This is a genomic window from Mycobacterium bourgelatii (assembly GCF_010723575.1).
GTDB lineage: Bacteria > Actinomycetota > Actinomycetes > Mycobacteriales > Mycobacteriaceae > Mycobacterium > Mycobacterium bourgelatii.
The window spans coordinates 4,941,162-4,955,515 of sequence record NZ_BLKZ01000001.1 but is presented as its reverse complement, the minus strand read 5'-3'; the positions used below and the strand labels follow the sequence as shown (position 1 = coordinate 4,955,515).

8 protein-coding genes and 1 pseudogene are annotated in these 14,354 nt (G+C 62.0%); 6 read left to right on the top strand and 3 right to left on the bottom strand.

Annotation, left to right across the window (positions count from 1 at the left end):
• Positions 1-293: 293 nt before the first annotated feature.
• A complete protein-coding gene (locus G6N68_RS21230; RefSeq protein ID WP_163716554.1) occupies positions 294-923 on the bottom strand; it encodes a TetR/AcrR family transcriptional regulator in 630 nt (209 codons plus the stop codon).
• 209 nt (positions 924-1,132) lie between these two features.
• Between G6N68_RS21230 and G6N68_RS21225 the strand changes: the two genes are divergently transcribed.
• A complete protein-coding gene (locus G6N68_RS21225; RefSeq protein ID WP_163716551.1) occupies positions 1,133-4,114 on the top strand; it encodes a protein kinase domain-containing protein in 2,982 nt (993 codons plus the stop codon).
• A gap of 492 nt (positions 4,115-4,606) precedes the next feature.
• On the opposite strand, the gene G6N68_RS21220 is transcribed toward G6N68_RS21225, so the two are convergent.
• Entirely contained in the window at positions 4,607-6,829 is a 2,223-nt protein-coding gene (locus G6N68_RS21220; RefSeq protein WP_163716548.1) for a fatty acid desaturase, read from the bottom strand.
• A gap of 74 nt (positions 6,830-6,903) precedes the next feature.
• Here G6N68_RS21220 and G6N68_RS21215 point away from each other — a divergent pair, with 74 nt between their 5' ends.
• On the top strand, positions 6,904-7,920 hold the full coding sequence (locus G6N68_RS21215; protein ID WP_163716545.1) for a helix-turn-helix domain-containing protein: 1,017 nt from the start codon (positions 6,904-6,906) through the stop codon (positions 7,918-7,920).
• 185 nt (positions 7,921-8,105) lie between these two features.
• Here the strand turns inward: G6N68_RS21215 and G6N68_RS30275 are convergent, their stop codons facing one another.
• On the bottom strand, positions 8,106-8,417 hold the full coding sequence (locus tag G6N68_RS30275) for a hypothetical protein (protein WP_205351401.1): 312 nt from the start codon (positions 8,415-8,417) through the stop codon (positions 8,106-8,108).
• Positions 8,418-9,365: 948 nt separating this feature from the next.
• Between G6N68_RS30275 and G6N68_RS21205 the strand changes: the two genes are divergently transcribed.
• From G6N68_RS21205 to G6N68_RS21185, 4 genes and pseudogenes are all read left to right on the top strand, one after another.
• Positions 9,366-10,175 carry an adenylate/guanylate cyclase domain-containing protein gene (locus G6N68_RS21205; protein WP_163718839.1) on the top strand — a complete coding sequence of 270 codons (810 nt, stop codon included), beginning with the start codon at positions 9,366-9,368 and terminating at the stop codon, positions 10,173-10,175.
• 1,031 nt (positions 10,176-11,206) lie between these two features.
• Entirely contained in the window at positions 11,207-11,479 is a 273-nt protein-coding gene (locus G6N68_RS32195) for a heavy-metal-associated domain-containing protein (protein WP_163716539.1), read from the top strand.
• 37 nt (positions 11,480-11,516) lie between these two features.
• Complete coding sequence (locus G6N68_RS21195) at positions 11,517-11,864, top strand: hypothetical protein (protein ID WP_163716536.1); 348 nt, start codon at positions 11,517-11,519, stop codon at positions 11,862-11,864.
• Between the two features lie 384 nt (positions 11,865-12,248).
• Positions 12,249-13,398, top strand: a pseudogene (locus G6N68_RS21185) (PGRS repeat-containing protein).
• Positions 13,399-14,354: the final 956 nt, after the last annotated feature.

Genomic DNA, 14,354 nt, shown 5'->3' with positions numbered 1-14,354 from the left:
TGGTATTGGCATTGCCGGTTCCGTGCCCTAACCTCCGCGCAGCTGTTCTTGGATGGTTGACTAATCCAGGTCTGGACCACGTCTGGACCATGCCGGCCTTGTAGTGGCCGGCTCTGGTCTTCAAAACCGTTGCCGCGCTTGAGAAACCAACTCTGAGCCATTGGCCGTCCGCAGCGCCTTCGACAGTCCGCCGGCGTGGCGAGCGCCGCTTGCGTTCGGTGACCAGACGTTCGGCGGTGATGGAGCGCGCTCCGCAATGTTCCGCAGCCACGTTTCGCAGCAACCGGGTGTTATCAGAGATCGCTGCGAATGCTGCGCGCAGCGGCGACAGACATCTCGGTGATTTCGTCGACAAGGTCTTCTCTTGAGATGGAAATTCGGCCATCCAGCCAGCTGGTGAAGGCTCGAACACTGCCGGTTACGATGACCAACGCGGCGAGTTGCATTCGATCGTGTTGACTCTTGGTGATCTCGCGTCCGGCGAGAATCAACTCGATAAGTAGCTGGGCGATTCTATGCTCGGCCGGGCCAACGGTGTCTTTAAGTAGCTCCTTGCCGATCACCTCGCTGAAGAACCGCGCACTGCGCGGGTCGTCGAATAGCAGGGTGGTAACACTGTCGATTGCGCAGTGAATTCGGTCGCGCAGATCCATCATGTCATTGGGAAACGCAGCCAAGATTTTCTCGGTGATATCGGCGATCAACTCGTCCGCCAATGCTGCAAATGCATCGTTGCGCGACGGGAAGCTCTCGTAGAAATACCGCTTCGTAAGGCCAGCACTTCGGCAGATTCCGTCGATGGTGGTTCCTGCTATGCCGCAGGTGCCGACCACGTCCAGACAAGCCTCAAGGAGCTGGGCGCGGCGAGTGTCACGCCGCTCGTCGGCGCTGACGCCCCGAAACGGTCTAACAATCTGTTGCATGACCAACATCTTGACACGGAAGCGTTCCAACTTCTATCGTCCAGTAGGAACTTGTGAGTTCCTACTTTACTGGCCGGCTGGTCGTAGACCATTCGGCCTCGGCGGGTCGTTTGCGCTCAACGTGGTGTGCGCCACGAACCGCCACTAGCGGAGCCGCAACAAGAAACTCAGTGCCGTCGACCCGGTGACAGTCGAGGAAGGATGCTGACGTGGTTGATCTGGTTGAAGAGCTGGCACGGGACCGGGCTTCGGGGGGGATGGCGGGTGTCGATCCCACGGTTGCCGCTGAGTTGCTTGAGGTTGGCTTCGAGGTCGATCAGGAGATTGGGCGCAGTGCGTCCGGGGTGGTGTATCGCGTAAGTGAGGTGGCGCTGGGGCGCCCGGTGGCGGTCAAGGTGTTGACCGCGCCGACGGCGGATAACCGGGACCGGTTTACGCGGGAGCAGCAGGTCATGGCCCGGTTGGTCGGGCATCCCAACATCGTGCCGGTGCTGCGGTTCGGTAATACGGGTTCGGGGTTGCCGTACGTGGTTACGCCGCTGTGCCAGCGAGGTTGCCTGGATGGGCTGATCAGGCGGCGGGGCGCGTTGCCGTTGGCCGAGGTGGTGCGGGTGGCGGCAGAGATCGCCGCAGCGTTGGAGGCCGCGCAGCAGTTGGGGATTGTGCATGGCAACGTCAAGCCGGCAAATGTCTTGGTGACCGATTTCGGTGGGTATGCGCTGACCGATTTTGGGATCTCGCTGGGCTTTGGGTGGGCGTCGGGGGTGCCGTTGTCGGGGTCGGGGTTGTTCGCCCCAGAGGTGAGTCTTGGTCAGACGCCGAGGGCTGCGGCTGATGTCTACGGTCTGGGTGTCACGTTGTTGTGCGCGTTGACCGGGCATGCGGGGCAAGAGTTGGGTCGTGGTGAGCACCCGCTGGCGCAGTTGTTGGAGTGGCCGTCCTCGTCGGTGGCGTATTTGTGCGAGTTGGGGGTGCCGCGGGAGTTTGCGGAGATAGTTGCTCAGGCGGTAGCGCGGTATCCGGGTGATCGGCCACTGGCCGCCGAGTTGCGTGCGGTGGCCGAGCAGATGCGCTCGGAGTTGAGGGCGGCCGGTGATGGTGAGGCCCTGTCGGTGGCGCGGGTACGTCGCAATTCGGGCAACTTGCCAGTGCCTGCGGGATTGGTGGGGCGTGAAGCGCAGCTGGCGGAGTTACGTGATCGGGTGGTGGCGTCACGGTTGGTCACCCTGTTGGGCCCTGGCGGAGTGGGTAAGACGACCTTGGCATTGAACGCCGCGCATGCCGAGTTGGCGTCGTTTCCTGATGGTGTGTGGTGGGTGGAGTTGACCGACGTGCGGGAGGGCGCGTTGGTAGCTGAGGTGGTGGCGGCCAAGTTGGGACTGAGTCCCGGTCTGGGCGTGTCGCCGACGGATGCATTGGTGGCGGCGTTGTCCGAACGGAATGCGTTGTTGGTGTTGGACAACTGTGAACATGTGATTGGCGATGCTGCGGAGTTGCTCGACACTTTGCTGCGTCGCTGCCCGCGGTTGCATACCGTGGCGACTAGTCGCGAGGTGCTGCGGGTGGATGGGGAGTCGGTGCTGGCGCTTGAGCCGATGTCTTATCCCGCGCTGGGTGGGGAACTCGATGCGGCGGGGGCGACTGATTATGACGCGGTGGCGTTCTTCGTCGATCGTGCCCGCAGCGTTCAACCGGGCTTTGCTCTGACGGAGGGCAATGTCGAGTTGGTGGCGACAATTTGTGCGCGCTCGGATGGGCTGCCCTTGGCGATTGAGTTGGCCGCGGCGCGGTTGCGGGCGATGCCGCTGGACAAAATTGCTGAGCGTCTTAGTGATCGGTTGGCGTTTCTCACCGGCGGTAGACGTGCTGCGCCGACGCGTCAGCAGGCCCTGAATTACTGCATCGAGTGGAGTTATGACCGGTGCACGGCCAGCGAGCAGCGGTTGTGGCAGCGGTTGTCGGTGTTTGCCGGTGGTTTTGACATCGAGGCCGCCCAACAGGTGTGCGCTGGTGCGGGTCTAGAGCGCGATGCGGTGGTCGACGAATTGTGCTCGTTGATCGATAAGTCGATCGTGATGCAATCCGAGCATGACGGTGTGCGGCGGTATCGGCTGTTGGAGGCCATCCGTGACTACGGGAGGGCGCGCATCGAATCTGTGGCCGAGCAGCAGCAGTTGAGTCGAACGCATCTGCAGTGGTGCCGTTCCCTTTTAGCTCAGGCCTGGACGGAATGGTTCAGCGACCGCCAGGTTCATTGGTTGCGTCGGGTGGAGCAGGAGATGCCCAACGTGCGCGAGGCTCTGCAATTCGCCCTGCAGGACGCTCCTGACATCGCCCTGGAAATGGCGGCCGGCTTGCGCCGGATCTCGATCGCGCAAGTGGGTCTGCTTGGGGAGGGGAGGCACTGGCTGGACCTCGCGCTGGCCGCAGCCAAGCCCGAGCCCAGCGTTGAACGGATCGAGGCCATGGCATCAGCGGCGTTGCTTGCGGCGTGGCAGGAAGACGTGTCATCTGCGAAACCTCTGATCGCGCAGGCGCGAAGCCTTATGGAAGAGGCGTCCACGCCGTACCTCGAAGGTTTGGCGGACTTGGCTGAGGGGCTGGAGGCCTTGCAGCAGCGTGACACCCAACGGGCGAAAACGTGCTTGCTGCGCGCGGTGGACAGCCCTGATGTGGAGACACAAGGGTGCGCGATGGCATTGCTAAATTTCGCCGCGAGCGTGTCCGGCGACGAGGATGAGGCCTTGACCTGGCTTGCCGAAGCCCTAGCACTCGCTGAAGCTCACAATGAAACGGTGCTCCGCACCCGCGTTCTCGCGGGCGCAGCGTTGGTGTGCAGGCAGAAAGGGGAATTCGCCCGCGCCGCACACTTCAACCGTCAAGGTTTGCGGCTGTGCTTACTCATTGGCGACAGCTGGTTGGGCGCGATGTACCTAGAGGGAGCCGGGTGGTTCGCCCAGGCAGACAGCCAGTGGCGTCGAGCAGCGACGCTATTGGCTGCCGCGTCGGCGCTGACGCTGAATGCCGGACTCGGCGTCCCCCCCTACGTCAACTGGCAACAGATCCACGACAACTGCGAAAGCCGTATCCGCAACGAACTTACCGTCCGAGAACTTCATGCCGCTACCGCCGAAGGGTACGGGATGAACCTCGCGCAGGCGGTGGCCTACGCACTCGAAACAACCGCCTAACCTATTAGGACACAATCAAATACATTGATTGTCTGAGTCGCGAACGCCGCATCGCCCTGGTTCTGATGGAGGCTCTGCCTCTTGGATTTCGATCCGATGATGTTCCGTCGTTGACCGTCTCGGCCAGGGCGTGGTCGAAGCTGTCACCGACGCTGTCGATGGACACCAGATCGGCATGCCGTAGCGCGCCGGGATTAGATTGGGTGGTGGGTACCCGTTCGTCGCGCCGGCCCCCGAAGACCCAGTTTCTCGTCAGAGTCGGGCGAGCTAGCCACGACGAAACCGTCAGATGGTTTCAGGATTTCGTTGGCGCGCCGTAGTTCTCGGTTCTCTGTCCGAGCTCCTTGATCTAGGGTGCTCCACTGGGCCGCTACGGGTGGATACCGCTGGGGGAGTAACCGTGCCACGAACCGCGAACATCGCCGACAACCCGGGGGTCGTCGGCGATGTTCGACTGTCGGCCAACCGAAATTACGGGGGTGCTGGGTGAAATTACAGGTCCAGGTCTAGGTCCGAACACGCAAAGCTGGTGCACAACGTGATGTGTTCCACGCGTTCTACCTCGGCGCGGTCATCGTCGGGCCTGGTGGCGCCGCGAAGCTTCGGCGTAACGCACGCCCGGCACAGGCCACGTTCGCAGCCGACGGCAACTCGGATGTCGGCTTGCCTGGCAGCCTCTAAAAGAGTTGTAGCGCGGCTAATTTCGGCTTTGCGACCGCTGCGTAGGAACCGGACCGTGTACCGTTGGCCGTCATCGGCGGGGCGGTCGACGGTCGGCGGGGTGAACGACTCGGTATGGAAGCGGTCAGGGGCAAGGCCAAGGCCATGAACGTACTGCTGCGCGAGTTCAATCATCGCAGGAGGCGCGCACACATAGGTTTCGCGGTCCGCAATGTCCGGAACATATTGCTGGAGGAGAGTTTGGGAGATCTGCCCGTGCGCGATGTTCCTACGGCGCGAACGTGTGTCGGTGAAGAAGTGGACCTTGATACCCGAGTCATTGGCAAGGCGACGCAACTCGCGCTCGAAGATGATCGAGCGATCGTCACGGTTGAAGTACAACAACACCGCGTCGGACGCCGGTGCGTCCCGAGCGATCTTGCGCAGCTGGCTAATGATCGGGGTGATCCCCACCCCGCCTGCGATAAAAAGCGACTTACGCGGTACTGCCGTCATCGTCAGGCCGCCGGTGCTGGTGGGTCGGCCAACCAACGTCACATACTTTCCGGCGCGCAGGGTGTCGTTGAGCCGGTTGGACACTCGCCCGCCGGCGACGCGCTTGATGCAAATCTCCATGACGTCGGAGCCGGCGCTGTCGTGAAGAAGGCTGTACTGACGAACCAGCACGTCGCCGTCAACTTCGACTCGGAGCGAGACGAACGCACCGGCATCCCAGGAGATGTCGTCCCAGCCGCGAGGCTTTTGCAATCGGACGTGGATCGCCTGACCCTGTCCGACCGGGCGAGCCGACAGCACCTTGACCGGCACGTTGTAAAACTTCGGCTTGTCCAGGTAGGGCCCCTCGGGCAGCGGCTTGTACGCGGCACCGAACGCCAGTCGCCGGAGCAGCGACACCGGTTGCGTCAGAAGGCGCAGTGGGTTATCGATCTCTCGCTCGCCAAACGGGATTGACAGGCCGGTCAAGGCCTTCACCAAGAGGCTGAACGCTTCCTCAAGCGGTGTTTCATGGTAGGGCAGGCCGTGCCGCGCTGCTATTTCGCGTACGGCGGGAACGATTTCGCGCTGCCGGTTGGGGGGCAGGTCCGGGAACAGGTGGTGTTCGATGTGGGTGTCGAGACCGCCGTAGAAGACACTGAAATCGGGCCTGTTCTCAAAAGGAACCTCCTCGATGAGGATGCGTTCCAAGAAGTTGTTGACGCGTGGACTGTGAATGAAGTTCCGCGTTGCACGGATTTGACGTTCGTAGTACTCATCTGGCGTTTCGTCGGGGCCGGGGTCGGGAAACATCTCCACCTCACCGGCGTGGTGCTCGATCGCGACAAGGAAGAACACCGACATGTACCCGGCAACCCCGCCGGCGTAGTTGGCCAGCAGTGACGGTAGGAACTTGATTCCGGCGGCCAGAGGTTCGCGCAGATAGCGCTGCTGCGCATCGCGCAAGGCGATACGCGCGGGAGCGGCCAGCGTGTTCCGGCTGAAGAAGCGTTGCCCTGCTACCTGCCGCGTGATGTTGGCGAGAATGAACGGTGCGGCTTGGGGTGCCGTCGAAGCGAGCGCCCAGATGATCGCGAGCTGCACGGCGTGATGGCCAAACCAGTCTTGACCGGCCATTGCTCGGGCGAGGCTGTAACCGAGGTCGTGATCGCGGCCGGCGACGTTGGTGTGGGGGTGATGTCCCTGGTGGTGCATCACCTTCCATTGGTTCGTGTCGACGTTGAAGTCCCACTCGTAACGCTCCGAGTGGTATTCCCCGCAATTCGGCAGGTGGTCATAGCTCCCGTGCACGATGTTGTGGCCAAGTTCTGAGAACTGGAGCGTTCGATACAGCATCTCGAGGATTGCGGCACGGCCGATGGCCTGCGGTGAACCGTCACGCAACAACTCAAGCCGACGAGCGTTGATCGCCTCGCCGTACGCGGTCACGTTGCGGATATGGGCGAGGTCTTCATCGCCTATCTGCGCCTTGGTGCGGCGGTACAGGTCTTGGAGTTCGTCGGCAAGGCTTGCCTTTTGGCTAACAACGGCGGTAGTCATACCGCCACGCTAGGTAGCGAACGCGTGTACGGGAATGTTCCTAAGGGACAACGATTTGGTATTTTCGGACAGTGATGACGGCCCCGGTCTGGGCGGTGCCTCGGGGCACCGAAGGTGTTCGAATCATGGTGCGTGCCGGCATGGCGTACCAGATGACACCGGCGGAATGCCTTGCGGGCAGCGGATTGACGGAGGCAGACCTAGAAGACGAGAACTCCGAGATCTGGGTCCATCAGGAGTTCACCGTCATCCGCAATCTGATTGGCCGGCTCGGCGATCGACCGGGCGTCGGTGTCGAGGTGGGGCTGCACTCTACGTTGGGCCGCGCCGGGGTTATCGGGTTCATGGTCCTGGCCGCACCCACCCTGCGGCAGGGTGTGGAGTTGGCCCTGCCCTTCCTCGCTCTCTCACCGACACACCTCCGGCTCTCGGTGGAGGATGACGAGGAGCACGTGTACTTGGTCGGTGACGACAGCGAGCTGCCGGGTGACATCCGGGCGTTCATCGTGGAACGTGACCTGGCCGGATTGGTCACCGCAATGCGGGCCGCGAACATCGAAGTGGCGCCGCTTCAATTGGAAACGACACTCGACGCGGAGCGGGCCGCCAAGCTTGCGGATGTCCTGCAAGTTCCGGCGAGTGCGATCACGGCGGGCAGGCGCACGAATCGGATCGTAGCCGCGCGAGATTTTCTGGATCAGCCGTCTCCACTTGCGGATGCGAACACGGCTCGTATGCTCGCCCACCATTGCCGGGAACTGTTGGATCGCAGACTGTCTCGGGTCGGAGTTGCTGGACAGGTACGCAGCCGGTTGTTGCACAACTCCAGCGAACTGCCCTCGATGCAGACTGTGGCGGACGAATTGCATGTCGATCCACGGACCCTGCGCCGCCGTCTGGTCAGCGAAGGGACTTCGTTTCGGGCCCTGCTCGAGGAGGTGCGGCGCAAGTTGGCGATCGAACTACTAGCGCAAGACGCGTCGGTGGAGGAAATTGCCAAGCGACTGGGGTATGCCGAGACTGCGAACTTCACCCGCGCATTCACGCGCTGGGAGGGCATGGCGCCCAGTCACTTCCGGAAGTTGAGCTGAGTCCCAGGTAGCCGCCCTGCTGGCGGCATGGGTGTGCCACTGGCCGGCTTGGAGGGTGGGCGACGCAATACAGCGCTCATGTTGACACGCGATAGTGCCAACTCCTATTCTCCACCAGGAACTACGTCGTTCCTACTTTGTCTCGTGGTAGTCGGCCGGATCACACGACGTGCACCTGCCATGTGTCATGACCCGACGAGCGAGAAAGGCGCCATGTGGACATCGATCACCCCCTGTCCATCGATCTCCTCGGTGACGATGGAAGGCGCTACCAACTCCGCTTCCGCGGCGAGGTCTCCGGTGCTGGCCAACTCGTCGGCGTCATTGTGAAGGACCGCAGTGAGCGCGCGAATGTTCTGGAACTTAGCCGACCTGGCGTCTACTTCCATGACGTCGCGCCAGTCCTCTATGGCTTGGAAAAGTCGGTCTACCTGACGAATCACACCATCGACCTGTCCGCTTTTTGCCGATGCATCGATGACGCCGGGCTTGGTCACCGGCCCGAGGGCCTTCTTGGTGGAATGCCCTGCGGCACAGATGACGGCGTGCTTTCCGCGGCGACGCGAGTGATCGGTCCGAACGAAGCGGCAGATGAGCGACCGGTGGAGCTATTGCGCCCTCGGTTGAGTTGGAAGAACAAGTCGCGGCAGTGCGATCCGGCGATCGACCGCTGGTGGATCGCCCGTCGATACCGTCGCATGCAGGAAGCGATGGGGCGCAAATGAAGCCGGATCAACTTCGCATCGAGCTACTGTCGATCCTGGCTGCTGCTGAAGAGCCAGTCACGACGACAGACGCCCGGATTGCGATCGCTCGCATGCTTCATGCCCACGACCGTCCGGTGGTGGCCGAACAGGTCTATCGCGCCTTGGTGCTGTTACAGCGGCGGGGGCTAGTGCGTCGCGTCGACGACTCCTCGAGTCGTGGGGTGCGATGGGAACTGGTCGTGCCCTTCTGCGAGATCCCCGGTCCGTTGCGCGGTTACCGACAGCATCCAGTGCAGAGTGTGCGCACTGCGTCATGTTGTGGCCGAACCGGACCCTACAGCGCCGAGAGGGTGTGACTGAACTGAAACTGAATGAAATTCTGCCGAGGAGGTAGATCGCCGGCGAGTGTGCTGCCAGGTTGAGCGCTGTTAAAACTTCGAACTAGCATGTGCTGGAACAGAAATCGCTGCGTTCAGACGAACTGACGCACCGTCAAGATTCTGTGGAAGTCTCGAAATATATTTCTGCACAGAGTATTTCGCTGAAGATCACCGGCGTTTCATCCCCCGCAGTTCCCGGCGGTAGCTAGAATGAGATCCAGTCGGATGTACTTAGGTTGCGTGCGGATTTCGATGAGCCGCGACCTTTTCCCGAGAAGGAGAGTTCGGAGTGTCCGAAGAGGTGGAGGCTGCGGTAGACGGGGCGGCGCTGAAACCTGTATCGAAGGTTGGCTCTCCGATGCGTTGGTTGCGCGGGAGAAATCAGCGTCCCGGGGTGGTGTCGATCGTAAGGGCGGCGCGTCGGAAGCTGCCGGGGGATCCGGAGTTCGGTGACCCGTTGTCGACCGCCGGTCCTGGTGCCCCCAGTGCGGTGGCTCGTACCGCTGATCGGTTGCTGCGAAGTCGTGATGCTGCCTCGCGCGAGGTGAGCCTAGGGGTGCTGCAGGTGTTGCAGGCGTTGTCGGATTCGGTGTCACGCCGGATTGTCAATGAAGAGGTGACGCTGGTTTTCACTGATCTGGTCGGGTTTTCGTCTTGGGCGTATGAGGCTGGGGATGATGCCACGGTGGCGTTGCTGCGCCAGGTGGCGAGCGCGGTGGAGACGCCTTTGTTGGGTGTTCGGGGTCAGGTTGTAAAGCGGTTGGGTGATGGGATTATGGCGGTGGTTTCTGATCCCACCGCTGCGGTGCGGGCCGTTGTTGCTGCCGAGGCTGCCATCAAAGAGGTGGAGGTGCAGGGGTACCGGCCGAGGATGAGGGTGGGTATTCACACTGGGCGCCCGCAGCGGTTGGGGTCAGATTGGCTTGGTGTCGATGTAAATATCGCGGCTCGGGTCATGGAGCATGCCAGCAAGGGTGGGATCATGATCTCTGGTCCCGCGTTGGATCTGATTGCGCAGCAAGATTTGGACGAACTGGGGCTCTATGCCAAGAGGGCGCCGCGGCCGATTTCGGTTAGCAAAGTGACGGGCATTCCGCCCGATCTGGCCATCTACCGTCTCAAGTCGAGTAGTGACTCGACGGCGGTGTTGTGCGGAGACTGTTGTTAATTCACCATTCGTAATGGTAGCCACAAGTGTTTTTGTGGTGACTAGCCACTATCTCGAACTAGGTGAATACGATCGAGGCGGGCCCTCATCAATTCGTGCCCATGAACATTAACTAGCGTTGACTGGTTCGGTTGAGGTGGTCGCCGTCAAACCTGTTCCTGTGGGAGCGCAGGTCTCTGCAGTACCGTGCCCATCAACTGTAGGTGAGAATACGTTGCACGGATATGGCACGAGCTCGCTGGGGGCGAGCATTCGTCTTGGGGGCGAGATGGCATCCGCCCAAGTTCATACCATGCGCATGAGTGGCGTGCGAGACGGTGGCACGGGCAGCATGGTCAAAAGCTTGGAAAGGGCAGTGCAAGGGAATTTGAATCGTCCGGTCGAAGGCAATATCGCGTTGCTTTTCTAAGATCGAACTCTGCGCCCCGAGCAGCTGAATACGGGTTCTACTGCACCGGCTGTCTCTAGCAGGAGGGGTGCGCCAGGTTGCGTTCGATTCCTGCACGTGGCGCCACCACCACGTAGTTTCCTGGGGGTCGCCTCCTCGGCCGGCTCTACCCATCCACGCGGCTTACTCTCGAGACTTGGCCACGAGGTACCTGCCTGGCGCGCATCCCTGGATCTTCGCGCCACCCTATAACGGTCTCCCTCGTAGATGCTTCAACATGAACGGCCGGAGCAACAAATGTCGACTTGCGCTGCGATGCTGAGCTAGTCCCAGATGGGCTATTCCTGCTCGCGCAAACGGTCTGTAAATAGACGCCTGATAGGGCGCTATAGCTGTTTATTTTCGTCAACCAAAACCTGTTCTCGGGTTCGCCAGGGCTAGTTGGGCGCTATAGCGCCATAATTGTTATGCGACTCGTAACGGCTTTCGAAAAGCAGGCAAAATTCGATTTCCTTCTGACTGCAAACTTATGTAGAGTCTGCTGCGGTAGGCAAGGTAGTTTTGGCGCGTCATACAGTGACTCTGTCCGCCCAAATTCAAGCTGGCGACCAACACCGCTTTCTGTTAACTTAGGAGCGCAGCCATGATTTCCAAGCCGTACAAGGTGGATGGAATGTGCTGCGGAGAATGCGAAATGGCAGTCTTGGATGCAGTAGCTCAGGCTCGAGGAGTAGAAGCGGCCGAAGCTAGTGCGCGCACCGGGGTACTCGTCATTGAGAGTTCGCTTCCAGTCGACACCCTGGATGTGCTGGACGCGGTAAAGAATGCCGGTTTTACCGCGAGGTTGTTCTTGTGCGAGCACCCGCTGTCGTCCATCGACTCCGACTCTTGGCGTAGCTCGGCAACGGACGCCTGAACTGGGCAAGAAACTAGGCAAGAGAGGAAGGGGTCTCATGGAGGGGGATTACGTACTATCGGATGGCTTGCGTGGTCCCGATGGAAAGCTTTACCAACTGCGTTTCCGGGGCAACGTGCTGGGCGCGGGCCAACTCATCGGCGTCATCGCCAGAGACGGCTTGGGCGGCGGAGGGTATGTGGAGATTAGCCGACCGAAGGTGCATTTTCACGCTATCGCCCCTGTCCTGCACGGCTTACGGAAGTGGGCCTATTTGACCAATTACTCCGTCGATCTTCTCACCGTCTGCGAGTACATCGATGAGGCCGGATTGGGTTTCGGCGCTAGGGATTTCGGAGCTCACGCTGTTGAAAGCACGAGTGTTGAGCAGCGGCGGTCCGCCTGAGCAAAACTGACGGGCCGGTAGCGCCGCAGCGGTTGCGTCCACGGAAGTGGTGTACGAGTCGGGCTGAGAGTTGAGGGCCGGGCGTAGTAAGAGCGTTGTGTCTGAAGGCGTATCGCTGGAAGTCAAAGGCGGATTCCTGATGTCGTCGAAAGTCTGGGTGAACCGCCCCGGTGAATTCGGAAACTCCAATCAGACTGTGCGCCAAGTGTTTAGTCGCGTTGGGTAGGACGAGTCTGTCTGCTGGTTAAGCAGGGTTGCAGACTTCGTCTGACCGTGTGCGTCAGAAATCCTCGTGGTGATTGCGTCGTGTGTCGTTGCGGCGGAGCCAGCGCGTACTTTCAGGAGGTTTGGGATGCGCAGAGTGTGGCGTGGTGGGGGCGGCCGTTGGTTGGTGATGGGGTTGATGGGGGTCCGGGTTTGCCGGGTGGGGCTGGTGGGTTGTTGTACGGCAATGGTGGTAGGGGCGGTGATGGCGGGGTTGGTCAGGCTGGTGGTGCTGGGGGGTCGGCGGGGTTGATCGGCCATGGTGGGGCTGGCGGTGTGGGTGGTCCGGGTGAAAGCGGTGGTGCGGGGGTAATGGCGGCTGGCTGTATGGGAATGGGGGTGCCGGTGGGTGGTGGGGGTGGGTGGGGTGGGTGGGCGGTCATGGTGGTGGTGGGGGGGCACCAGTGGCGGGGTGGTGGGTGGTGCATGGTGGGGATGGCTGGGGTGGGTTGGCGGGTTTGGGCTGGGTGGTGCAGTGGCGGGTGATTTCGCTGGGGTCGGTGGTGATGGTGGGGCCGGCGGTCATGGCGGTTGGTTGTATGGCGATGGTGGTGTCGGCGGTGCTGGCGGGTCTGCTCTGGTTGGTCATGGTGGCGGGGCCGGTGGTGCCGGTGGTGACGCGGGGTTGCTGGGTGTCGGTGGTGCGGGCGGGGCGGGCGGCAACGGTGCAGTCGTTAATGCGGATGTGGATGCGCACGGTGGGCGCGGTGGTGACGGTGGTGCGGGTGGCTGGTTGTATGGCGCCGGCGGGGCCGGCGGCGCCGGCGGCGTGCGGCCGAGCAATGTCGGTGGGTTTGGTGGCGCTGGCGGTGCGGCAGGGCTGCTGGGTGATGGTGGGGCCGGGGGTGCCGGCGGAGCGGGGATCGGCAATTTCCAATACGGAGGACGCGGGGGCGACGGCGGGGCCGGCGCAACGGCGGATTGCTGTATGGCACCGGCGGAGCCGGCGGCGACGGCGGAACGGGGGGCGGCTCCAAGCAGGACACCGGAGGGCACGGTGGCAACGGCGGGGCTGGTGGCAACGCCGGGTTGCTTGGCAACGGCGGAGGGGGGCGGAAGTGGAGGGACTGCCGACGTTAAGGGGTGGAATGGGATGGCGGAGAATGGGGCCGGCGGGGATGGTGGGAATGCCATACGGTTCGGAAATGGTGGCGACGGCGGGGCTGGTGGCGCCGGCGGGCGTAGGTCAGGGGCACCTGGCTCCGGTGGCCTCGGCGGGGCCGGTGGGTCGTGGTCTGGACAACCCGGCAGGACTGGCCCCAACGGCTGACCCGAATTCACCGCGGCCCGAATCTGGCCCTCGGTGGCGGCCACCGGTCGCGACCGCGATAGCGGCGCCGTCGTCCCGCGATAGGCGGTGTTCACTGAGACGTCGTCGTGGGGGGCGGGCGGACATGCTCGGTGGATGAGATGCAGCGCTGGCCACAACTTCACCGATCGCATTGCATGTCGTACGTGAGCTACTCCGGGCGTACCCGCCGCCCGTCCTGGCGTTTAGAACGCTCCAAAGTCAGCTGTTTTCCCAAATCGCATCGTTGCGAGCAGGTGGCGACCCTGTGAGAAGAACCAGAAGTTTACTGACTGACCTGTTAATTCGCCCTTACGGCACCAGTATGCGAATTATACTTCTGGCGTTCTTGCCAACATGTACTCGGCCTCTACGTAGGAGTTCCTCCGTGAATGGGGTTTATGCATGAGTTCGCTGTCTCGACGGATGTTGCCGACACCAACCTGTCAGCACCAGCGATCAGCGCCGCAGCCGTCAGAGTCCCAGGAGGCGACCGCGACTCCGGAAGTTCCCGCGAAGCCTTCCGCGAAACCTTCCAAACCGGGAATGCGCGCGCCGGAGCCGACATCGGCGTCTACCGAGTTGACCAAGGTGTCGATTTATCTCGACGAGCACGCCGACGCGTTCTTGGAGAGCGTGCGCGCCACGGCACGCACCGCCGAGCCTCGGGTAGATGCCACAAGAAGCGCCGTCGTTCGTCTCGCGCTTACGCGAATGGCTCAGCAACTCAGCGCCGACGAGGTGGTTGCCCAACTTCACCGTCGCGCATCGGACCACAGGGGGCCTGGCCGTAAACGTGCGTGAAGGGGGCGACTTTACGGCCGTAGCCAGGGCGGTGTCCGGATAGTCGCTCGCTAGCCAAGAGGCCCTACGTTTAGCCTCGGTGTTGGGTGATCGCCGGGGCTTGCCCACCCGGGCCGGGCCGCCCCTCAGGGGTC

Bases quoted from the DNA above. Each gene is read 5' to 3' on its own strand.
- G6N68_RS21230 (WP_163716554.1), bottom strand. From the start codon at position 923: ATGCAACAGATTGTTAGACCGTTTCGGGGCGTCAGCGCCGACGAGCGG.
- G6N68_RS21220 (WP_163716548.1), bottom strand. From the start codon at position 6,829: ATGACTACCGCCGTTGTTAGCCAAAAGGCAAGCCTTGCCGACGAACTC.
- G6N68_RS21215 (WP_163716545.1), top strand. From the start codon at position 6,904: ATGACGGCCCCGGTCTGGGCGGTGCCTCGGGGCACCGAAGGTGTTCGA.
- G6N68_RS21205 (WP_163718839.1), top strand. From the start codon at position 9,366: ATGCGTTGGTTGCGCGGGAGAAATCAGCGTCCCGGGGTGGTGTCGATC.
- G6N68_RS32195 (WP_163716539.1), top strand. From the start codon at position 11,207: ATGATTTCCAAGCCGTACAAGGTGGATGGAATGTGCTGCGGAGAATGC.
- G6N68_RS21195 (WP_163716536.1), top strand. From the start codon at position 11,517: ATGGAGGGGGATTACGTACTATCGGATGGCTTGCGTGGTCCCGATGGA.